The 23,856-nt window shown below is 25.5% G+C and carries 21 protein-coding genes and 1 other RNA gene; all 22 read right to left on the bottom strand.

What is annotated here, in order from left to right; translation table 4 throughout:
- Positions 1-6 precede the first annotated feature (6 nt).
- Positions 7-528, bottom strand: a complete 522-nt coding sequence (gene rpsF / locus SDIMI_RS00105) for a 30S ribosomal protein S6 (protein ID WP_020835958.1) — start codon at positions 526-528, stop codon at positions 7-9.
- Positions 529-653: 125 nt separating this feature from the next.
- Positions 654-1,253, bottom strand: coding sequence for an IspD/TarI family cytidylyltransferase (locus SDIMI_RS00100; protein WP_020835957.1), 600 nt, complete (start codon positions 1,251-1,253; stop codon positions 654-656).
- A 51-nt stretch (positions 1,254-1,304) separates the two neighbouring features.
- The gene (locus SDIMI_RS00095) at positions 1,305-2,312 is read right to left on the bottom strand and encodes a class-II aminoacyl-tRNA synthetase family protein (protein ID WP_020835956.1); all 1,008 of its coding nucleotides are present in this window, start codon (positions 2,310-2,312) and stop codon (positions 1,305-1,307) included.
- Positions 2,312-3,823 (bottom strand): lysine--tRNA ligase, encoded by a 1,512-nt coding sequence (gene lysS, locus SDIMI_RS00090; RefSeq protein ID WP_020835955.1) that lies wholly within the window; start codon positions 3,821-3,823, stop codon positions 2,312-2,314. The genes SDIMI_RS00095 and lysS overlap by 1 nt, the downstream gene beginning before the upstream one ends.
- A gap of 4 nt (positions 3,824-3,827) precedes the next feature.
- A complete protein-coding gene (dusB, locus tag SDIMI_RS00085) occupies positions 3,828-4,814 on the bottom strand; it encodes a tRNA dihydrouridine synthase DusB (protein WP_020835954.1) in 987 nt (328 codons plus the stop codon).
- Positions 4,814-5,128, bottom strand: coding sequence for a DUF1904 family protein (locus SDIMI_RS00080; RefSeq protein WP_020835953.1), 315 nt, complete (start codon positions 5,126-5,128; stop codon positions 4,814-4,816). Before SDIMI_RS00080 ends, dusB begins: the two co-directional genes overlap by 1 nt.
- Positions 5,129-5,225: 97 nt before the next feature.
- Positions 5,226-6,200 (bottom strand): ABC transporter ATP-binding protein, encoded by a 975-nt coding sequence (locus tag SDIMI_RS00075; protein ID WP_084677748.1) that lies wholly within the window; start codon positions 6,198-6,200, stop codon positions 5,226-5,228.
- Positions 6,201-6,286: 86 nt separating this feature from the next.
- Positions 6,287-7,138 carry an Hsp33 family molecular chaperone HslO gene (locus SDIMI_RS00070; RefSeq protein ID WP_020835951.1) on the bottom strand — a complete coding sequence of 284 codons (852 nt, stop codon included), beginning with the start codon at positions 7,136-7,138 and terminating at the stop codon, positions 6,287-6,289.
- Between the two features lie 89 nt (positions 7,139-7,227).
- Positions 7,228-9,132 carry an ATP-dependent zinc metalloprotease FtsH gene (gene ftsH, locus SDIMI_RS00065; protein ID WP_041618245.1) on the bottom strand — a complete coding sequence of 635 codons (1,905 nt, stop codon included), beginning with the start codon at positions 9,130-9,132 and terminating at the stop codon, positions 7,228-7,230.
- A gap of 38 nt (positions 9,133-9,170) precedes the next feature.
- On the bottom strand, positions 9,171-10,301 hold the full coding sequence (tilS, locus tag SDIMI_RS00060; RefSeq protein ID WP_051132514.1) for a tRNA lysidine(34) synthetase TilS: 1,131 nt from the start codon (positions 10,299-10,301) through the stop codon (positions 9,171-9,173).
- 1 nt (position 10,302) lies between these two features.
- The gene (locus tag SDIMI_RS00055) at positions 10,303-11,025 is read right to left on the bottom strand and encodes a tRNA1(Val) (adenine(37)-N6)-methyltransferase (protein ID WP_020835948.1); all 723 of its coding nucleotides are present in this window, start codon (positions 11,023-11,025) and stop codon (positions 10,303-10,305) included.
- Positions 11,025-11,771, bottom strand: a complete 747-nt coding sequence (locus tag SDIMI_RS00050; RefSeq protein ID WP_020835947.1) for a hypothetical protein — start codon at positions 11,769-11,771, stop codon at positions 11,025-11,027. The genes SDIMI_RS00055 and SDIMI_RS00050 overlap by 1 nt, the downstream gene beginning before the upstream one ends.
- Complete coding sequence (gene tmk / locus SDIMI_RS00045; protein ID WP_020835946.1) at positions 11,771-12,400, bottom strand: dTMP kinase; 630 nt, start codon at positions 12,398-12,400, stop codon at positions 11,771-11,773. Before tmk ends, SDIMI_RS00050 begins: the two co-directional genes overlap by 1 nt.
- Positions 12,401-12,420: 20 nt before the next feature.
- Positions 12,421-12,987, bottom strand: a complete 567-nt coding sequence (locus SDIMI_RS00040) for a toprim domain-containing protein (RefSeq protein ID WP_020835945.1) — start codon at positions 12,985-12,987, stop codon at positions 12,421-12,423.
- Positions 12,987-14,906, bottom strand: a complete 1,920-nt coding sequence (gene dnaX / locus SDIMI_RS00035) for a DNA polymerase III subunit gamma/tau (RefSeq protein ID WP_020835944.1) — start codon at positions 14,904-14,906, stop codon at positions 12,987-12,989. The genes SDIMI_RS00040 and dnaX overlap by 1 nt, the downstream gene beginning before the upstream one ends.
- A gap of 35 nt (positions 14,907-14,941) precedes the next feature.
- The gene (locus tag SDIMI_RS00030; RefSeq protein WP_020835943.1) at positions 14,942-15,367 is read right to left on the bottom strand and encodes a deaminase; all 426 of its coding nucleotides are present in this window, start codon (positions 15,365-15,367) and stop codon (positions 14,942-14,944) included.
- Positions 15,368-15,383: 16 nt separating this feature from the next.
- Positions 15,384-15,481: signal recognition particle sRNA small type (gene ffs, locus SDIMI_RS04520), an RNA gene on the bottom strand.
- Positions 15,482-15,576: 95 nt separating this feature from the next.
- On the bottom strand, positions 15,577-16,842 hold the full coding sequence (gene serS, locus SDIMI_RS00025; RefSeq protein WP_020835942.1) for a serine--tRNA ligase: 1,266 nt from the start codon (positions 16,840-16,842) through the stop codon (positions 15,577-15,579).
- Positions 16,843-16,844: 2 nt separating this feature from the next.
- Positions 16,845-19,277 carry a DNA topoisomerase (ATP-hydrolyzing) subunit A gene (gene gyrA, locus SDIMI_RS00020; protein ID WP_020835941.1) on the bottom strand — a complete coding sequence of 811 codons (2,433 nt, stop codon included), beginning with the start codon at positions 19,275-19,277 and terminating at the stop codon, positions 16,845-16,847.
- A gap of 19 nt (positions 19,278-19,296) precedes the next feature.
- Positions 19,297-21,201 (bottom strand): DNA topoisomerase (ATP-hydrolyzing) subunit B, encoded by a 1,905-nt coding sequence (gyrB, locus tag SDIMI_RS00015; protein ID WP_020835940.1) that lies wholly within the window; start codon positions 21,199-21,201, stop codon positions 19,297-19,299.
- Between the two features lie 65 nt (positions 21,202-21,266).
- Positions 21,267-22,391, bottom strand: coding sequence for a DNA polymerase III subunit beta (gene dnaN / locus SDIMI_RS00010; protein ID WP_020835939.1), 1,125 nt, complete (start codon positions 22,389-22,391; stop codon positions 21,267-21,269).
- Positions 22,392-22,518: 127 nt separating this feature from the next.
- A complete protein-coding gene (gene dnaA, locus SDIMI_RS00005) occupies positions 22,519-23,856 on the bottom strand; it encodes a chromosomal replication initiator protein DnaA (RefSeq protein WP_020835938.1) in 1,338 nt (445 codons plus the stop codon).

Here is a 23,856-nt window from a genome sequence, read left to right as displayed (position 1 = left end):
AAACTATTAATCCTCTTTTACTTCAACTTTTTTAGTTGTTTTTTTAACTGCTTGTTTTTCTTCTTTTACTTCAGTTGTTGCAGCAGTTACTTCTTTAACAGCTTTATTACTATTTACATCTTCAACTTTGTTATTATCATCTCTTCTTGGCATTCTTCTATCAAATCCTCTTGAAGGTTTCTTTTCTTCTTTGAATTTTGACATATCAGTTTTTGATAATTTTGTTGTTTGAACATATTTTTTTTCATTTTCAGTATTAATTACTTGATATCTAACTACGTTTTTATCAATTCTTGAAACACGTTCAAATTCATTAATATTTGCTGAATCTGTTTCAACAATTACTACAGTATAGTAACCTTTTTTCTTTTTCTTAATTAAGTATGCAAAATCTTTTAATCCTCAATCTTCTGATTCTAAGATTTTACCCCCGTTAGCAGTAAGTACATCATGTAATTTAGTTTGAACAGTTTTTACATCTGTTGTATCTTGATCAATAATATACATAACTTCGTATTTTCTAATCATAATTCTATCTCCTTATGGTCTTTTGGCCTAATAAAAGGCAAGGAGTTAATAAAAATTAACTCGCTTACTTATTATATAGTAAAAGGTGCTATATAATCAAGATATATTTGAAATCTGAATAAAGATTATATATCCGTTATGAATGTAATTTTTTTATTTTCTTCTTCGCCATTAATGAAATGAATTTCATATTTAGTATCTTCTAATAATTGACAATCATCATAGAATTCTGCTTTATTGTTTTCATAAGCTTTTCTTATAATTGAGGTTTTAAAACCTTGAGGAGTTTGTGTTTGTATATATTCTTCTCTATTAACAGTTTTTACTTTTGAATTGCTAATTCTTTTTAAACAATTTGATATTTTCAAAAAAGGAACTACAACTTCATTATTCTTTAAAGAGTTAACTATATTTTTAATTAATTTTTTTGTAATAAATGGTCTAGCACCATCGTGTATTAATACATATTCTTGTTTTGCAAGTTTAAGTCCACATTCAACAGATTGTGATCTTGTATTACCTCCATTTACACATATAACTTTTTTATTATCAATAATATTAAAAATTTCTTGATTAGAAACTACTATTATTTCCTTAATATCATCAATACCCTCAAAACATTTTATTGTTTTGTTTATTAAATATTGCCCATCAATATTTAGCAACATTTTATTTGATCCAAATCTTTGACCAGTTCCGTTAGCTACAATTATTAAAGATATCATTTTTATCACCAACATAATTATAATTAAAAAATCACAACATAGTAGTTGTGATTAAAGTATATTAATATTATTTGCTTTGCAGTACTCAATAAATTCATTTCCTCATATTGAAGAATGAACTTCTCCTATATGTTGTTTTTCAAGAATAGTCATTGATACTCTATTTGTAAAAACACCAATTGAAATAGTTAAAGGTAAATCATTTGATTTAATCAAATGATTATATTCATTATTGATTTTACTATTTTCTTTTAAGATAAGGTTTTGTTCTTTTAAAGTTTTTCTATCGACTTGAAATCCTGCATATGCTACAGAAACAGACTTTTCACATTCTCCATTGTATACATATAATTTTGAATATGTTTTTAAATTAAAGACATCTTCTGAAAACTGTCCTACATTTTTTTGATTTAAAATCTTTTCTGCATAGTCTTGAATTACAAAACTACCATTATCTTTTCCAAACTTATTTAATCGTTCTGAAAAAGTAAGTAGCGGATAAAGTTCTTTAAGTTTTTTATAAGTAATAAAAGTTAAAGTTTTTGATAAATGAAAGTCATTTAAATTTTCATACTTTTCACTAATTTTTAAATCAATTGTACATAGAATTTTATAAATATCAATCAAAGTATTATCTAAAAATTCCATGTCAACTTCATTTACAAGAATTTCTAAACCGATTTCTTCAAATATTAAGGAATTAATATTATCTAAATTTGAATCTCTATTTACAGTTGTAAAGTTAGTAATAATGCCCTTAATTGATTCATTGTCCTCATCTAAATTTTTTAAGAAATGTCTTCTTCATTTATTATTCGATTGAATTATTTCTCCATATTCATTTTGACTAATTACGTCAAAATCAATTGGTCTTTTAGTTTGTTGAAAGTCATCATTCAGTCAAACATATTTATTAGTTATTAAACCACTTGTAACATTCAATAATTCAAACTTGTTCTTTAAAGAAGAAAAAATATTCTCTTTAATATATTCTATTCCTTCAACTGTTTCTTGAAAATTCAATTTAGAGACATACCCTAAAGCTATACCATATTTCATTAGTTACCTCTTGGTTTCATTTGAGGGAATAATAATACATCTTTTATTGATTCTGAATTTGTTAATAACATAACCATTCTATCAATTCCAATTCCAATTCCACCAGTTGGAGGCATTCCATATTCTAAAGCTTCTATGAAATCAATATCCATATCATTTGCTTCATCATTTCCCGCAGCAGCTTCTTTTATTTGATCAACAAATCTTTCGTATTGATCAATTGGATTGTTTAGTTCTGCAAATGCATTTGCATATTCTCTATTAATGATAAACAATTCAAATCTATCTGTAAATCTTGAATCTTTTGCATTCAATTTTGATAATGGAGATATTTCTTTTGGATGTCCTCATATAAAAGTTGGTTCAATTATTTTTTCTTCTACAAATTCTTCAAAGAATAGGTTAATGATATGTCCAACAGAAAAATGATGTTTTTCTACTTTAACATTTTTTTGTTTTGCAATTTCACAAGCTTCTATATAAGTCATGTCTTGTCAAAAGTCAACTCCACAAACCTCTTTAATAGCATCTACCATGTGTCATCTTTTAAATGGTTTTGCCAAATCTAAATCATGGCCACCATAATTAATTTTTGTAGTTCCTCTAACTGCAAGAGAACATTCCCTAAACAATTCTTCACATAAATCCATTAAGAAATCCATATTTTTATATGCAACATAAAGTTCAACTGATGTAAATTCTGGATTATGTCTAGTACTAATTCCTTCATTTCTAAAAATTCTACCTATTTCATAAACTCCATCAAATCCACCTACAATACATCTTTTTAAATGTAATTCTGTTGCAATTCTTAGAACAAATTCATTGTCTAAAGCATTATAATGTGTAACAAAAGGTTTAGCACTTGCTCCACCTCTAACAGACTGTAAAATTGGAGTTTCAACTTCCATATAACCTTTTGAATCTAAAATTGACTGCATTGTTCTAATTATTTTCGTTCTATCAATAAAAACTTGTTTTGATTCTGGATTAATAATTAAATCTACGTATCTTCTTCTATACTTTTCTTCAATATCTGCAATTCCCAAATGCTTGTCTGGTAATGGTTTTAAAGCTTTAGTTAGAAGTTTTGCATTTTTTACTCTTATTGTCAATTCACCATGATCAGTTTTCATCATTATTCCTTGAATACCAATAATATCACCAAGATCTAAATTTCTAAAATATTCAAATTCCTCTTCACCCAATTCATCTTGTCTTACATAAATTTGAATTGAAGAGTTTTGATCTTGAATATTTGCAAAAATTGCTTTTTTTCCAGCTTCTCTAAATAATCTAATTCTTCCAGCAACAGAAACAATAATATCTGTTTTTTCTTGTAATTCTTCTTTTGTAAATGAATCAAATTTTTCAATTAATTCATTAAGTGAATGTGATCTATCAAATTCATTTTCAACAAAAGGGTCTCTTCCTTTTTCAATTAGATTATTAAGTTTTTCTCTTCTAATATTTTCTTGTTCTGAAAAATTTCTTTCAAAATTATTGCTCATTTCTTTAATCTCCTAAATTTTTATCTTCATAAAATTTAAATATACTATTCATATCTTCCATTGATTCAATAGTTGTTGCCATTTGCTTCATTTCTTTGATTAGTCCTTCTGAACCTAAAGTTCCTAAGTATCAAAGAAGTTGTTTTCTCATTTCTCTTATTGCAAACTCTTCTCCACGCATTTCAATTAATAAATTTGCATGTCTTATAACTGTTGCTTTTCATTCTTTATAAGTTGGTTTAGCAAGAAATTCTCCTGTATCCAAATAATGTTGAATTTCTCTAAAGACTCATGGATTTCCTTGTGCTGCTCTTGCAATCATTATTCCATCGCAACCTGTTTCTTCTAACATTGCTTTTGCTGATGGTCCATCGGTTACATCACCATTTCCAATTACTGGAATTTTTACAGCTTCTTTAACTTTTTTAATTCATGTTCAATCAGCTTTACCATTATAAAACTGATTTCTTGTTCTTCCATGTACTGCAATTGCACTTGCTCCATTTGCTTCTGCTATTTTTGCAAGTTCAACAACATTCTTATTTTCATCATCTCATCCAATTCTCATTTTCACAGTAACTGGTTTTGATGTATTTTCAACAACAGCTTTAATAACTTCTCCAACTCTTTCTGGATACTTTAATAAGTTCGCTCCTGCTTGACTTCTCATTGCGACTTTAGGTGCGGGACACCCCATATTTATATCAATAACATCACACTCAGAAAATTCTTCAACTATTTTTGCGCCTTCAACAAATGAATTAATATCAAAACCAAAAATTTGCAAAGTAATCGGGTGTTCTAAATTAGATACTTCAATCATAGTTTTAGTTTTTTGATTATTATGAACTAAACCTTCTGTACTAACCATTTCAGCATATACCAATGCTGCACCTTTTTCTTTGCAAATAATTCTAAAAGCAGCATTTGTTGTGCCCGCCATTGGACCTAAAAATACTTGTCCTTTAATATCAATATTTTTAATTTTCATTATCCGTTACTTTCTCCGTTTAAGTATAAGAAACTATTAATTTCTTCAAATTTTACATAAACATTTTTTGATATATTTCCAAAGAATTTTTGAATATGTTTAGCTACATCAGCTTGTTTTAATGGTCTTCCAACTCATTCAATGTTAACTTGAATAGCATCCTTTTCATAACCATTTCCAACTAAAACACTGGGATCATGTCAAAATACAAATTTTTTAACATCTGCATTTATCATTAATGCAAGTTCTCCAACTTGCTTAAAATATTCTTTAACTTGATTTTCATCAACACCTTTAAAACTAAAAATTGGCATGTCTCTTCCCACCTTTAACAAATATAATTATATACTTTTTTCAAGTTAATTTTGGAATAAAAAAACTACAAAAAATATTTCATTTTGTAGTTTCGAATTATGATCAATCAATTTCTGATGGTTTTTTAGGATTGGTATTATGTTTAATTTCATCAATAAGACCATTTCTTACGTGAATAACAGTATCACCAATTTCACTAATATTTGGGTTGTGAGTAACAATAATTACTGTTGTATTATATTTTTCTTTTACATTAACTAAGATTTCTAATACTTTTCTTCCCATTTCCTCATCAAGAGCTCCTGTTGGTTCATCTCCAAACAAGATTTCAGGATTCTTTGCTAATGCTCTTGCAATAGAAACCCTTTGTTGTTGCCCCCCTGACATTTGGTGTGGATATTTATTCATTTGTTCTTCCATACCAATTGTTTTGAAGATATCTTCAATTGACATCTTATTTTCTTTTGATTTACTTAAATTTTCCCCAACTTCTGCATTTTCTTTTGCAGTTAAATTTGAAAGTAGATTATACTGTTGGAAAATAAATCCTACATTTTCTCTACGGAATTTTGTTAAGTGAGAATCTTTTAATAAAGACAAGTTATTACCTAGAACAAAAACATCACCCTCAGATGTTTTATCCAATCCTGAGATTGTATTCAATAATGTTGTTTTTCCTGAACCAGATGGTCCCAAGATTACAATAAATTTACCCTTTTCAAGTTTCAAGTCCACACCACGCAACACGGGAGTTAACATATCTCCAGTTACATATCATCTTTTTACGTTGTATAACTCAATAACGTTTTTTTCTAAATCAGGTCTATTACCTGTTGTTGATACTATTTGGCCCTCTAATATTTTTTTTGAATATTTAGCGGTATTTTGTTTTTGGATTTTATTTTTTTGTTTTAATCCCTTAACGCCTTCTTCAGTTATTTGAGGTAACTGTAGATGTTCAAACTCTCTAATACGAGTTTGACCCATGTCAGTTGTATTTTTTTTAACTGATTTATTTTTAACAACCTCTTCATTTTTAAATTTAGGTTGTTTTAAATTTCCATCAACCATTTCGACTGGCTTCTGTAAATCTTTTTCTTCCATACTATTCTCCTTAATACAGAACTTAAATACACCTCTATTATTTTAGCACAAAATTAAAAATTAATTTCATTTGGTTTTACATTGTATTGCTTTTTGCAAAAATCACAAACAACTTCTACAACTTCTCCTTCATCAATAATTTTTTTAATCTCTTCTTCACCTAACATTTTTATTGAAGACATTACTTTCTCCAAATTACAAGTACATTCAAATTTTAATTCTGATACTCCTAATACTTTAGCATCATCGCAAATATCTTTAATTAAAGATTCATAGTTAGTTGTATTAATTAAAGTTTTTATTAAATAATCTAATGACCCAACTTTATCTTCAATAAAATCTATATCCATATCACTAAATCCTGGTAATAATTGAATAATAATTCCACAAGCTTTCTTAATAGTTCCATCTTCATTTATTTCTACTGTAGATGAAATTAAAGAATTTACTTGATCACTTTGTTGTATATAATACATAAAATCAAGATTTATTTCTCCTGAAATAATTTCAACTCTAGATGTATAAGGAACACCATTTTCATTATCTCTTGAAATTTGTAAAAAACCTTGTTTACCAACTACTTGTGAAAGTGGACTACCTTGATCATCTTTAATTTTATCTACTTCAAAATTAGGAATTTGTATATAACCTCTAACTTTATTTTCTTGAAACTCAGCTATTATTGTACCTCCAAGACCCATACCATTAATATTTGTAGTCATTTTATTCCCATCTTTTAATGATAAACTTAATAATGAATTATTAATTATTGTTCTTCCTAAAGCAACTGAAGCTAAAGGATTTGTTTCCTGTAATTTTGCTATTTCGTTAAAACTTTCTGAAATATCTACTATTGAAATTTTTACATTATGCTTTTCACTTAAAGCTCTAATTTGCATATCCATGTCTTATTTCTCCTTGAAATTCATTTTCTTATTATACTTATTAAAACATAAAAAAACACCTTTAATAAGGTGTTTTTTTATTCAATCTATTAATCTGGTTCAAATTCTAAAATTTCTCCAGATTCTTTTTTCTTAGTTTCAACAACTCTTCTATTTTTTTCCTCAATAACTTCTTTTGGCAATTTATTATGTTTATCAATGTAATCAATTTGCTCTGCAGTAATTGTTTCTAAAATTCTTAATGATTCAGCAATTAATTCTAAAACATCCTTATGTTTATTAATTGTCTCAATTGCTGTTACATAACATTGTTCTAAAATTGTATTAATTTCTGCATCAATTTTTGAAGCCACTTGATCTGAATAAACTCCTTTAGTTTGTCCATATGATTCCTCTTGCATTGTTAAATACTTTGTTAATCCTAATGAAGACATACCAAATTGTGTAACCATTCTTCTCGCAATATTTGTAGCTTTATCTAAGTCGTCATGTGCTCCTGTTGTAATTTTGTTTTTACCAAACATAATCTCCTCAGCAGCTCTTCCCCCAAGGTAACCAGCAATTGAAGCAAATAGATCTTCTTTTGATGAAAAATTAGATTCATCCTTTGGAGTCATAATTGTATATCCTCCAGCGTTACCCCTTGGTATAATTGTTACTTTTTGAACTTTTGATGCTGATTCTAATTTTAATCCCATTAAAGCATGACCAGCTTCATGATATGAAACAATTTGTTTATCTTGTAAAGTCATTGCTCTTGATTTTTTAGCAGGACCTCCAACTACTCTATCAATTGCCTCATCGATGTCTGTAATTGTGATCATTTTTCTTTTATCTCTTACAACCAAAATTGCAGCTTCATTTAAAACGTTTTCTAATTGAGCTCCTGAAAATCCTGGAGTTCTTTCTGCAATACGTTTTCAATCAATTTCTGGTGAAACTGCTTTGTTTCTTGCGTGAAGTTTCAAAATATCTTCTCTTTCACGAATATCTGGTAATGAGATTTGAATCGTTCTATCAAATCTTCCTGGTCTTAATAAGGCATTATCTAAAACGTCAACTCTATTTGTTGCTGCCATAACTATAACACCAGAATTTGAACCAAATCCGTCCATTTCAACAAGTAATTGATTTAATGTTTGCTCATTTGTTGAAGCACCCATTCCACCACTACGTTTTCTACCGACTGCATCAATCTCATCAATAAAAATAATACATGGCGCAGCTTTTTTAGCATCAGAGAATAAATCCCTTACTCTACTTGCTCCAAGCCCAACAAACATTTCTTCAAACTCTGAACCAGCCATTGAAAAGAATGCTACTCCAGCTTCTCCAGCAACTGCTTTTGCAAGTAAAGTTTTTCCTGTACCAGGTGGCCCTTCCATAAGAACTCCTTTTGGTACTCTTGCTCCCATTTGTGCATATTTATTTGGATTTTTTAAATAATCTACCAATTCTACTAATTCTGTTTTTTCTTCATTTATTCCCGCAACATCAGTAAATTTAACATCTGATTTGATTTCTCTAGGTCTTGTTGATTTTCCAGGTCCGAACATTCCTCCGCCCATTCCACCTTTAGACATTGAACTAAACATTCATACATAAAATGCCAACAATACAAATATTGGTAACAAGTTCATTATTAAAGTTACAAATGTTGAATTCATTTGTGAAAGCGTTCTTATGTTTGACATAAAATGTTTAAAACTTTCTAAATTATCAAAATAATGTTGATATTGAGTATTATCAAATACTACAGTAAATTTTCTAGTTACTCCATCACCAGTTGTATATGATCCAGCAATAATATGTAAACCATTATATATTTTTTGTGTTGAAGAAGTACTCACTTTATCATTATTTAAGTGATTTATAAATTCTTCAATACTCAATACTTCAGAAGTTCCAACAATGAACTGTCATATAACTATACCAATAACTATTAGCATTACTATAAATAAAACCCATAATCATATAGATTTCTTATTTTTCATTTTTCCACCGTTTTCTAATATCAATTATGATTTTATCATTATATAGTTATTTTATTTAAAACTATTTTCTTTGTTTTGTTAAAAATTAAAACATTTTTGTATCTTTGCAAATATGAAGTTTTATTATTTTTATATAGTTTTGAAAGTAATTTTCCCTCGTATATAAGTTGCGCTTGATATTTTTTTCAATCATTTGTTATTATAATTTCCTTATTATTTGAGATATTTTCTTCTATTAAAAAATCATTAAAATATTTTAAATTATCACTTTGAAATATTTCAATATCAGATTTTTTAATAATTCTAAGAATTTTATAATCTTTCATTATTACAAAATTTGATTTTAATATTTCAAGAAAACTTTTTTCTGATTTTATTTCTTTTATTATTTCTTTAATCAAAGATTTTTTATTATTGTAAATAAGTTCAGCTAAATTATTTTTTTCTAAAAAATTAAAAATTAAATACTCATTTCATCTTTGATCGTCATTTAATAGATTTAAATCCAAAGTACTACTTATGTTATTTTCCTCAAATGCACTTTTATAAATATTTAAATTATTATTAAATAATTCTATTTCCAACATTATTTTCGAGAAGTCCTTCTCTTCTAAATTATGTCTTACATTATTTCTTTCATATTTCAAATCAAAATTAGTACTATCGATAATATATTTTATTTTTTTTTCTTCAAGTCTTTTTATAATATCTGTTTTTTTTAAATTCAATATTGGTCTCAAAATTAAAAAATCTCTATAGTGAGTCCTATCAGAAATTCCAAAATAAGATACATTTTTATTTTTATTTTTTTGCATTATAAATGTTTCAATATGATCATTTAAATTATGTGCAATTAAAATAGCTTCTGCGTTTTCTTTTCTTGCTTGCTCACAAAAAAAATCATATCTTTCATTTCTGGCTCATGCTTCAAAATTTTGCCTTAGTTCAGAATAGTTTTGAGAAATATTTTTTACAACGAGTTTTATTTTATTCTTTTTACATAAATTTTGAACTAATTCTAAATCTTTATACGAATCTTTTCTAAAATTATAATTAACATGACAAGCAATAAAATCATTAATTCCCTTTTCTAATAAAAAATGAAAAAGGAAAACACTATCAGCTCCACCTGATAAACCAAGTATGTATTTTCTATTTCTTTCTAACAATTTAATCACCAAACATTTCTAGAATATTTTTATTATAATTTCCATCTTCATTATATATATAAAGAGGTTCTAATATTTTCATTCCATTATTTCCATCATTAATTGATTCAATCAATACTCTTTTTGCATTTTGTCTGTGTTTTGTATAAACAATTTGAAGTCTTTTTATAGAAAAATTATTTTTCTTTAAAAGAATAATAATTTCATCTAATCTCTCACTTAAATGAATCATAAGAAATTTACCACCATTTTTGAGAGCAACCTTTGCACTTTTAATTATTTCCTCAAGAGTTATTGCAACTTCGTGTCTGGCTGGAGTTAGTTTTTCACTTCTTATATTTAAATTTGAATTATCTCCAACTTTAAAAAAAGGAGGGTTGCAAAATAATAAATCATATTTATTATTTTTATTTAAAACAAATTCTTTAATATCAGAATTAACTATAGATATCTGATCATTCAAATTATTTAAGGCAATATTTTCATTTGCAATATCGCATGCTTCCTTTTGAATTTCTACTCCTGTTATATTTTCTTTTGTGTATTTTGATAGTATTAAAGGAATTATTCCATTATTTGTTCCAAATTCTAATATATTTTTATACTTTTTTGAAGGTTCTCAAAATCTGGCTAGTAAAACAGAATCTATACAAAAATTAAACATATCATTATCTTGAATTATTTTTAGATCTTTATAATTTAAAATTTTGTTTACTACTTTCATTAAATTACCTCATATATTTGTATAAATAAATTTTCCAAAATTAAACTAATATAATTAGAGTTTTTAATTTCACTCAAAGAATCCAAAATTAATTCAGGTATTTTTTTAAAATTTAATTCTAAACATAATTGTAAAGTATCGCTTAGAGTTTTAATAATTTCCTGTTTATCTCTTTTTTTAAATTGAATTAGAAATTCTAAAACTATCTCTCTTTTTTTATTTCTAATAATATTAAATAAATCTAAATCAAAATTATCTATTTTAATTTCATTTTCTATAGAAAATAATTTACATCTTGATTTGATTGTTGATAATATTTGATTTCTATCATTTGTAAGAATAATAGCATAAGTATTTTTTGGTGGTTCTTCTAAAAATTTAAGCATTGCATTTGAAGCGCTCTCACTTAAATTCTCACCATTTGCAATAACATAAACCTTATTTTTATTATCTTCTAATCCAGAAGAGGAAAAATTTATAATTAGACTTTTTATATCTTCTTTATTAATTTTCGAAATTCCATCTCCAAGAAAAAAAGTATTTAAATTGTTTTTATTAATAACTTTCAAACATCATTTACAATTGTCATTTTCAATTGAATTATTAAAACAATATATTTGTCTTATAACTTCTAATGAAATTTCTTCTAACTGCAATTGATTGTCATTTGAAATTATTATTGAATGATAAAGATTATTTTCCTTTATTAATTCATTAACATTTTTAAATACTTCATTTTTTTTCATTATTTTTTAGTTCTTTCATTAAGTGCATTATCAATTAGAAAATCAACTTGTTGAATAACTTCACTAATTGGCTTTCTTGAATCAACAACTTTAATTCTATCTGAGTTTTCAGATATTAGAATTTGATAACCTTCGTAAACTGCTTCATGGAATTTTTGATCTTCTTGTTCCATTCTATCAGCACTTCTTTTTCTATTCATCAATCTTATTTGTGACTCTTTTGGAGTTATATCAAAAAATATTGTTAGATCAGGTTTTGTTGAACCTAAAACGATATTTTGTAATTCTGATACATCAGCCATACCAATATTTCTTGCATAACCTTGATATGCAGAAGTAGAATCCATAAATCTATCACAAATTACAATTGTTCCTTCTTTAAGCGCAGGTAATATAATTGAATCTAAATGTTGTTTTCTTGCAGCAACATATAAAAGGGTTTCTGCTCAAGGATTTATTTTAGTTTTTTCATCTAGAATGATTCTTCTAATTTCTTCTGCAAGTGGTTCTCCACCTGGTTCTCTTGTCAAAAGAACATTATAACCTTTTTGCATCAAATTATCTTTTATCATTTTTGATATGGTTGTTTTACCTGAACCATCAATACCTTCTAATGAAATAAATATCATACAATTAATTTCCTCTTAACTTAAAGTTTCTTTCTATTTAAAATTGCATCATTCAAAGTTTCTTGATCAATATAATCTAGAACTCCACCTAAAGGTATTCCTCTAGCTATTCTGGATATTTTTTCACAAATTCCTTTTGCTTTATTTGCAATATAATTTGAAGTAACTTCACCCTCAAAAGTTAAGTTTAAAGCTAGCAACATTTCTATATCTTTATTAATTCTAACAAATAATTCTGTCATTTTTAATTTTTCAGGTCCTATATTTTTATTTAAATTTATTTCTCCATTAAGTACATGAATCATACCATTATAATTACTTTCTGCAATTTTAATAGCATCCATCTTTGTAGAAACAACACAAATTATATTTCTATTTCTATTTTCATTATCACAAAATGTACATAAGTTATTTTCCTTAAAATAAAAACATGTTTCGCATTCATTAAAAATGTTTTTAATATCTTTTAAAATATTTTCAAGTATATCAATCTTGTCTTTATTGATTATTAAATCAAATATTATTTTTTCTGCAGATTTTTTTGTAACTCCATCAATTTTTTTTAATTCTTCAACAATTTTATCCATTAGTCCACAACCTTAATATTTTGATTTCCAAGAAGTTCCTTTGCTCTTTTTAAATATTCGTTTTCTTCTTCGTCAATATTTAAAGTTAAGTTTGAATAAAATTCTTCTGTTGATACTGTTGAATAATTATTCAATTTATTATTATTCTTTCTATCCATAAAATCAATCTTTATTTCAGCTCATCTTTTTTTATCTAAACAAATTATTTTCACTTCTCTTTTAAAATATGAAAATACCAATTTTCTATTTTTTTCATTCTGTAATTTATTATTAATTCATTTTGATATAGTTCTTTCTTCTGAAACTATTATTAAAGAGTCTGCACTTGCAGCTGTAATTTTTGTTCCATAAAACATAATAAAATTTTGAATATATTCAGAATTATTATTTATAGATTCTGGGGAAAATATATTATTAAATTTTTCTTCATAATATCCTCTAGATTCCTTATTTGCACCTACAAGAACATTAATAATTTGATCATTTGTAAAATCGATTATATTTTTATAGTAATTAGATTCAGATATTAACAATTTCATTTGAAGTTTTAAAAATTTTGATTCATCTTCTGAAATGAAAAAATCATTAATTTCATTTTCCAATTTTGGTTTTTCTTCATTATTGCGTTCAATATTTTGCTCTTCAACTATTTCAGGTTCAACTATTTCAGGTTCAACTATTTCAGGTTCAACTATTTCAGGTTCAACTATTTCAGGTTCAACTATTTCAGGTTCAACTATTTCAGGTCCAACTATTTTTACTTTAGAAATTTCTAAATTATTTTCATGAATAATTGAAAAATTATCATTTAATTCATTACTTTTTAAAACACTTATAAGTTGTTTATTAGCAACTGTTTTAAGTATATTTATTAAAATATATTGAAAACTTATATTTGAATTTTTTGATTTTGTATATGAATCAGCTATATTATCTGAAAGATCAAAAAATATTTTAATATCAATATTCTTAAAAAACTCATAATCATTTTCATTTATATTTACTAAAAAATTAATGTCTTCTGTTAATTTGACTTCTATTATTTCTTTTAATATATTTAATAAACTAAGTGTCATAGTTTGAAAATCTATTCCCTGATTATTTGCCTTTTCAAAATATGAAATAATCTCTTTTGTCTTTCCTTCAATAACATTTCTTATTATTTCAATTTTTTCATTTTTTGTAGCAATATAAAATATCTTTTTCAGAATTTCTATATTTACTTCTTCTGTTGATATTGTTATTGATTGTTCCAAATAATTTAATGCATCCCTTAAAGAGCCATCAGACATATAATATATTTCATTAAGAGCATCTTGTGTTATTTTTTTACCTTCTTTTTCACAAATTTCATTTACTTTATTTTCTAGAGATATTTGAGCAATTCTCTTAAAATTAAATAACTGACATCTAGAAATTATAGTTGCAGGAATTTTTGAAAATTCAGTTGTTGCTAAAACAAACAGTACATGTTTAGGTGGCTCTTCTAATGTTTTAAGTAAAGCATTAAAAGCTGAATTAGATAACATATGAACTTCATCAATTATATAGACTTTATATTTTGAAAAACTCGGTAATAATGAAATATTAGATTTTATATTTCTTATCTCTTCAACTCCATTATTTGAAGCAGCATCAATCTCAAATATATCTGAATGAGAATTAGAATTAAATTCTTTACAACTCAAACATTCATCACATGGATTATAACCATCTAAATTTTGACAATTAACTACTTTCGCAAATATTTTTGCTATTGATGTTTTACCAGTTCCTCTTTGACCAGAAAATAATAGAGCATGTCCAAATGAATTTGTTTTTATTTGAGAAATTAATATTTCTTTAATTCCTTCGTGACCTGCGACTTGATCAAAATTTTTAGGTCTATATTCTCTATAAAGTGATTTTTTGTTTTCCATAAAAGTTATACCTCTTGCATAAATATTTTACCTAGTTATTTCCTTAATTCTAAAAAGAATTCTTTTAAATATTTTTCTAGTTCATTACATTGTTCTTGACTACCAATTTTTTCAAAATTTATTTTAGTTTCTATTCTATTATAATTGCATTTAAAATTTTCCAAAAAATATCTGACTTCTTTTATATTAGCTTGCTCAATAATTGTAATACACATTAAACAAGGCTTTAAGGTTGTAATTAAAATATAATCAGATAAATTTTTAGTCTTCCTTTTCTTATATATTTTGTTTAAAACACACACCTCAGCATGATTTGTAAAACTATATTTTTTTTGTCTACTATTAAAACTTTTAGCAACTATTTCATTTTTAGTATTAAGTAATAGAGCTGAGACAGGAACATCTTTGCTCTTTTCACATTTTCCTAATTCATTGAGAAGTGTACTATAAATATCTTCCATTTTAAAAAATCTCCTAAAAATAAAAAAAGTCACTGTACAAGGCACTAGATTCTTATGGCTGCTACCTTCCGGTCCTGACCAAGTTCGAACGTCACCCTTACAATGACATTTATATAATATCATTTTTTAAGTCTAATTAATAAATTTATTTTTTATAGAATTGTTTCACGTGAAACAATTCTATAAAAAATAATGTTTCACGTGAAACATTATTTTAAGAAATCTTGATTTTCAAAATATGGTTTTAAAATTTCAGGAAGTATTAACTTTTCACCATCATAATAGTTTTCCATTATTGCTGCAAATAATCTATCTATAGCTAATCCTGATCCATTAAGTGTATGAACATATTCGTTTTTTCCATGTTCATTTTTATATCTTGTCATAATTCTCTTTGCCTGAAAATCCAAACAATTTGAACATGAAGATATCTCTCTATATTTATTTTGATTTGGAAATCAAACTTCTAAGTCATATGTTTTTGCTGATGAAAAACCAATATCGCCACCACATAATTCAACTACTCTATAAGGAAGATTAAATAATTGTAAACAGTGTTCAGCATCTAATAACATTTTTTCTAGTTCTTCATATGATGATTCACTATCTGTAATTTTTACCATTTCAACTTTATTAAATTGATGTAATCTTATTAATCCCTTTGTATCTCTTCCTGCACTTCCAGCTTCTCTTCTAAAACATTGTGTAAATGCAGTTAAATATATTGGTAACTCTGATTTATCTAAAATTTTATCTCTTACTGTATTTGTTAATGGAACTTCTGAAGTAGGGATTAAATATTGATTATCCAATTTATATGCATCTTCTTCAAATTTAGGAAGTTGTCCAGTTCCATACATGTTTTCTTTATTAACAATTAATGGCAATCACATTTCTTTATAACCATTATTTGTATGTCTAGTAATTAAAATATCTGTAAGAGCTCTAATCATTTTTGCGCCTTTATTTGTATACACAACAAATCTAGATCCAGATAATTTAGATCCAAGTTCAAAATCTACTAGTTTAAGTTTTGAAGCAATTTCTCAATGTGCTTCTCCGTTATTTTTTAAATTTTCAGATCCCCATTTTTTAATCTCAATATTATCATTATCATCAATTCCTAATGGAATATTTTCATTTGGAATATTTGGTATATAACTTAATTTTAGATTTAATTCATCATTTATAGTTTTTAATTCTATATCAAGTTCTTCAATTTTTAAATTTATTTTTGAAACTGAATTTTTTATTTTTTCAATTTCTTCTTGTTTATTTTCTCTTGCTAAATTCCCAATTTCTTTTGACATTTTATTTTTTTCAGATTTCAGTTCTTCCACTTCAAAAGTAATTTTTTTTCTTTGTGAATTTAATTTAACAACTTCATCTAATTCGTTTTTAAAATCTTTATTTCTTTTTTTCAAGTTTGAATAAACTTTGTCAAAATCAATTTCAATTTTATTTATATCTAACATTTTTATTCACCTTTGTTTCATTCTAATGTCGCAGCTGTTATATATTCATCTTCATCCAAATTAAATCCAATTACTCCTGTTGAATTTCTTGATTGAAGATTTATATCCTGAGCTCCAATTTTAATTGCTTTACCTTTTGATGAAATCATTAAGATTTCATCTGTTTCTCTTATTGGCAATACAGATTTAAATTTTCCTGTTTTGTCACTTAATTTCATTCCAACAACACCTTTAGCACCTCTACCAAAAATATTATATTCACTTATAAGTGTTTTTTTTACAATTCCTTTATCAGATATTGTTACAACACATTCATTTTTATAACTTGAACATGAAGAAACAACAACATCATTTTTATCTAATCCCATACCTTTAACACCTCTAGAAGATCTAGACATTGGTCTGAAATCATTTTCATTAACTTTAATTATTTTTCCATTTTGAGATGCAATTAAGATTTCTGATTCGCCAACTGTTGGAATAACAGAAACTAATTTATCTCCTTCATCAAGGTTAATAGCAATTTTTCCAAAATTATTAATTCTGTTGAATTCTTCAATTTCAACTTTTTTAACTACTCCATTTTGAGTTATAAATAATAAATATTTATAAATATTTTTTTTATCTTTTAAAGATAAAATTGAAGTAATTTTTTCTGAAGAATTTATTCCTATAAAATTGATTATTGGAACACCACGTGCATTTCTAGAAAATTGTGTAATATTGTATGCCTTAATTCTATAAACTTTTCCTTCATCACTGAAAAACAAGACATCATCTTTAGTTTTACCAACTTTTGCAATAACAATATTATCATCTTGATTACTATTAATGATTACACCTTTACCTCCACGTTTTTGTGTTTTGAATTCTTCATTGGATAATCTTCTAATATATCCTTCTCCAGATAAAGTTATTAGCATTTGTGAATCTTGAATTAATTCTTCTTCATCAATTTGTGTTTCATCTTCTTCAATAATTTTTGTTCTTCTATCATCACCAAATTTTTTTGCAATATCTTCAAGCTGTTCAATTAATAAATTATTTTGTCTATCCTTCGAAGCCAAAATTTCATCAAGTTCAGAAATTCTAATTTCAATATTTTTTATATCAAGTTCAACTTTTTCTCTTTCAAGACCAACCAATCTTTGAAGTCTCATATCTAAAATTGCTTTTGATTGTTTATCATCAAAACCAAATGCTTCAAATAATTTTTCATTTGCTATTTCTGTTGTTTTTGATTCTTTAATTATTTTTATAATTTCATCAATATGATCTAACGTAACTCTAATTGCATTTAAAATATGTAATCTTGAATTTAATTTATTTCTTTCAAAAACACTTCTTTTAAGAATCATTTCAATTTGATGTTTTACATAAAATTTAATAATATCTCTTATATTTAAAACAACAGGAATTCCATTATTAAGTGACAACATATTAATTGCAAAACTTGATTGCAAATTAGTATACTTATAAAGTTTTTTAATTATTAATTGTGGATTTGAATTTTTTGAAAGTTCAACAACAATTCTAATCCCTTCATAGTTTGATTCATCTCTAATATCTGATATACCACCTATAATTTTATTCTTATAAAGTTCAGCTATTTTTTCAACTATTTTTAATTTGTTTGTTTGATATGGGATCTCACTTATAACAATTCTTTGATGTTTTCCTGTATCTTCAATATCAATTTTTGACCTTATTATAAGATTTCCTTTTCCTGTTTTATATCCATCTATCATGCTCTTACCATTTGTCATAAGAGCACCTGTTGGAAAATCAGGGCCTTTAATATAAGTTAAAATTTCATCAATTGTTATTTGATCATTTTTTATATAAGCAACAATAGCACCAATTATCTCTCTTAAATTATGAGGTGGAATATTGGTTGCCATACCAACAGCAATACCAGTTGCACCATTTACTAAAAGATTTGGAAAGTATCCTGTTAAATATTTTGGTTCTTTTTCAGAAGCATCATAATTATCAATAAACGGAACTGTATCCATATCAATATCTTTTAATAATACTGAAGTGATTTTGGAAAGTCTTGCTTCAGTATAACGCATAGCTGCAGCTCCATCACCATCAATAGAACCAAAATTACCATGTCCCTCAACAAGTGGATATCTATATGAAAAATCTTGCGACATTCTAACCATTGCTTCATAAACTGATGAATCACCATGTGGATGATATTTACCAATTACTTCACCAACAATACGTGCAGATTTTTTATGTGGTGTATCAGATGTAATTTTCAAATCATTCATAGCATAAATAATTCTTCTATGAACTGGTTTTAATCCATCTTTTAAATCAGGTAGGGCACGACTAACAATAACACTCATTGAGTATTCTAAAAAATCTTTTTCTACTTCATTTTTAATATCAATTTCTAAAATACGACCATGTTTAATATCATTCATTTAGTACACCCTTTCTTTTTTAAATATCTATATTTTCTACAAATTGCGCATTTTCTGTAATAAATTGTTTTCTTAAGTCAACATTTTCTCCCATTAAACTAGAAAAAACTTCATTTGCTAAAAATGCATCTTCTACTTTAATTTGAATCATAGTTCTTCTTTCAGGATCCATTGTAGTTTCTCACAATTGAATTGGATCCATTTCTCCAAGTCCTTTATATCTCTGAATTGTATATTTTAATTCGTTATATTTGCTTTCTTTTAATTGTTCAAGTTCTAAATCATTGTATGCATAGTCAACATTATTTTTTCCAGCATCAATTTTATATAATGGTGGTTGAGCAATATAAACATTACCATTTAAAATTAAATCCTTCATATATCTATAGAAAAAAGTTAAAAGTAAAACTCGAATATGAGCACCATCCACATCAGCGTCAGTCATAATAATAATTTTTCCATATCTCAATTTTTTAAGATTGATATCATTTTTTACTCCGACTCCAACAGCTGCAATTATTGATTGAATTTCATTATTATCAAATACTTTTGATTGCTTTACTTTTTCAACATTTAATACTTTTCCTCTTAAAGAAAGTATTGCTTGAGTTTTTCTGTTTCTTCCAGTTTTTGCACTTCCACCAGCAGAATCTCCCTCTACAAGATATAATTCACATTCATCAATATTTTTTGATTCACAGTCAGCTAATTTTCCAGGAAGTGAGAAATTATCAATTGCTGATTTTCTTCTAGTATCTTCTCTTGCTCTTTGAGCAGCTTTTCTTGCTTTTTGAGAAATTAAAATTTTTTCAATAATTTTTTTTGCATCATTTGGATTTTTAAGTAAAAATTCTTTAAACCCTTCATTTAAAATTTCTGCAACAGACTCTTTTGCGTCAAGATTTGATAATTTAGCTTTTGTTTGTCCCTCATATAAAGGATCTCTATGTTTAATTGAAATTACTGAAACAATTCCTTCTTTTAAATCATCTCAAGTAAATTTGTTTCCTTTAAAATTTTTTAAATCATTTGTATATGAATTAATAGATTTTAATAAAGCTGTTTTAAATCCTTCTTCATGTGAACCACCTTCAGAAGTAAAAATATTATTACAGAATGAAAAGACATTCTCATCGTATGTTTCATTATATTGAATTGAAATTTCAACTTCAATATCATTTAAATTATTTGATACATAAAAAATTTCATCATGTACTTTTTCTTTTCCACTATTAATTTCTTTTATATAATCTTTAATTCCATCTTCAAAAACATAAGTCAAAAATTTATCATTTCTTTGATCATATAAATTTAATTTAAGTTTCTTATTTAGAAAAGCTAATTGTCTTATTTTATTTTGAATTATTTTAAAATCAAATTCTGTTGTTTCTTTAAAAATTTCTGGATCAGGTTTAAATCTTATAATAGAACCATTTGAGTCAGAAATTCCAATTTCTTTTATTTCTGTTGCTTTAGTTCCACCATCATAAAATTTTTGTTGATATATTTTTCCATCTCTTGAAATCATTGCTTCAACATATAGAGACAATGCATTTACTACTGAAGCACCAACTCCATGTAGTCCACCTGATACTTTATAAGTAGACTCATCGAACTTCCCACCAGCATGTAAAACTGTAAAAATAGTTTCTAATGTAGTTTTTTTTGTTTTAGGATGAATATCCACCGGAATTCCTCTTCCATTATCTTTTATTATTATTTCATTTTCATCGGTAATAAAAATAGATATTTCATCACAAAAACCTGCTAATGCTTCATCAACAGAATTATCTAAAATTTCTCAAATCATATGATGAAGACCCACTTTATTAGTATTTCCAATATACATACCAGGTCTTTTTCTAACAGCTTCTAATCCTTCAAGAACTTGAATTTGACTAGCTCCATACTTATTATTTTCCATAATAAAATACCTCTCACGAACTTAATTATATCATTTAAGTCGGTGAAAGGTACTTTACTTATTAGTTAATTTGAAAACATCGGTAAAATTATTTGACTCAAGTTCATGTCTTCAGATGAAGAAATAACTATTGGTTTTTTTGAATCAATCAGATTTATTTCTATATTTTTAGTTTCAAATGTTTTTAAAGAATCAATTAAATATTTTGAATTAAAACAAATATTTTGTTCATCCAATCCCTTTAATTCAAATTCTTTAAATACTTCTTCAAAACTTCCTATTTGATGAATATTTGATTTAATAAAAATACTATCATTATTTAAAATAAGATTCACAACTGTTGAAGCATTATCTTCACTTGGAATATCAGCTCTTGATATTAATTTAAAGAATTTTTTATTGTCCATATATAATGTTGTATTAAAATCTGTTGGAAATACAGCATTAACATTTGGAAATTGTCCTTCTAAAATTGTTGTTTGAAAAATTGTATTATTAATAATAAACGTTACATGACTATCTATTGAAACAATTTTACATTCTCCCTTTTCTGGAAGTAATTTTATTAATTCTAAAATACTCTTATGTGGAATATTAGTTTCAAATTTTTCAGGAATTTCATTTAAAACATTTGTTCTTTTTCTTGAAACTCTAAAACCATCAGTACCAGTTATATAAAACATTGAGTTATCAAGAGAAAAGTTTAGGCCAGCTAATACTATTTTTTGATTTCATTCGTTTACAGAAACAATTGTTTGATTAAGACTCTTTTTAAGATCAATATTGTTAACAGTTACAGTATCTCCCTTTTCTCTAAAACCAATGCTAGGATAATCACTAAAATCTAAAATATTTAATGAAAACTCTGATTTTTCTCCGGATAAAGAAACTAAATTATTTTCAACACTTGAAATATTAATAATATCATCGTCCATTCTTTTTAATATTTCTAAAAAATATTTACCTCTAATTAAAATATTTCCAGTTTCTTTAATTTGTAAATCACTTTTTCCCATATCAATTACTGTTTTAATTGAAACAGAACTATTAGAAGAAACTAAAGAAATTTTATCAGCTTCTACTTCTAATAATATTCCAGATAAACTTGGTGTAGGAATTTTAGGATCAATGATCCTATTACATTTATTAATTTCATCAATAAGTACTAGTCTATTAACACTGAAAAACATTTGAAAACCTCCATATTTATTATTAATTATTTATATTATTATTATGCTCTTAAAATGTGTATAACTCAATCAAACCTAAATAATAAACACATATTTTAGAAATTTTATTACATTTTATAAAAACAAATTAAGAAACAATTTCTTTTTTTATTTTTTTCAATACATTTTTAAAGATTTTATCTTCTGCCAAAGATTTTTTTACTTTATTACAAGCATTTATAACAGTTGTATGATCTTTTCCACCAAATAGTATTCCAATTTCAGAATAATTTTTCTTCATTAGTTCGTTTGTTAAATACATTGATACATGTCTTGCTAAAACAACATTAGAAACTTTATTTTTTGCATCTATAGACTTAACATTAATACCATAATTTTGAGCTACAACATTTTTGATTTTCTGTACGGTTATTTCACCACCAGGAGCAAATGAATAATCTTCCAATAACTTCTGTATAGTTTCTAGTTCTATTATTTCTCCTATTGAATCTTTTTCTTGAATTAATTTAAACTCAATTTTATTTATAATTCCCTCAATTTTTCTAACGTCGGTACCAAAATGAGAAGCAATGAATCTTTTTGAATCAATATCTAATTTTAAATTTGATATTTCTGTTTTATAATCAATGATTTTTATTGCTGTATCAAAATCCGGTGTTTCTATTTTTACACTTAAACCTTGATTGAATCTTGACACTAATCTTTTATCAAAACCATTTAGATGTTCTGGAAATTTGTCAGAAGTTATAACTATTTGTTTTCCTTCTTCTATAAAACTATTGAATATATTAAAAAATATTTCATTTGTTTTACCACTGTTTGCTAAGAATTGGATGTCGTCTATTAATAAAACATCAATTGCATTCATTTCATCTTTAGTTTGTTCTATTTCTTTAAAACCACCTAATAATGCATCTAATATTTCTTTTCTAAAATCATTAGATGCATAATATTTAACATTTAATTCTTCATCTATTAAATTAAGTTCGTTATTTATTGCTTTTAGTAAATGCGTTTTCCCTAATCCTGATTCCCCATAAATAAATAGAGGATTTCATTTATTTCCCAAGTTGTTAATTACTGCTTTTGAAGCGTTATAGGCTTCACTATTACTTTTTCCTAATATAAAACTATTAAATATGAATTCTTTTGAATTGTTATTTTTTTTATTTTTTTTAATAATAATTTCTGTTATTTTCTTTTCCTTTTTAAATTCATCTTTTGTAAAAAAAGAAATAGACATATCCAATTTTAATATTGTACTAATTTTTTCTTTTATTTCATGACTTATATTTTCTAAATAATATTTGGAAAGATCTTTATTAACAACTATAGCTTTTTGATTATCTGTAAGGTCTTCGATTGAAGCATCATTTTTAATATAATCTTCGTATATATTTGGTTCGATTATGTCAGATGAGATTAATCATTTTTTTATTTCTTTTCATAAAGCTGTATTAGTCAT

The sequence above is a fragment of the Spiroplasma diminutum CUAS-1 genome (assembly GCF_000439455.1).
Lineage (GTDB): Bacteria > Bacillota_I > Bacilli_A > Mycoplasmatales > Mycoplasmataceae > Spiroplasma_A > Spiroplasma_A diminutum.
The sequence above is the reverse complement of the archived record's forward strand: the minus strand, read 5'-3'. Positions and strand labels throughout refer to the sequence as shown.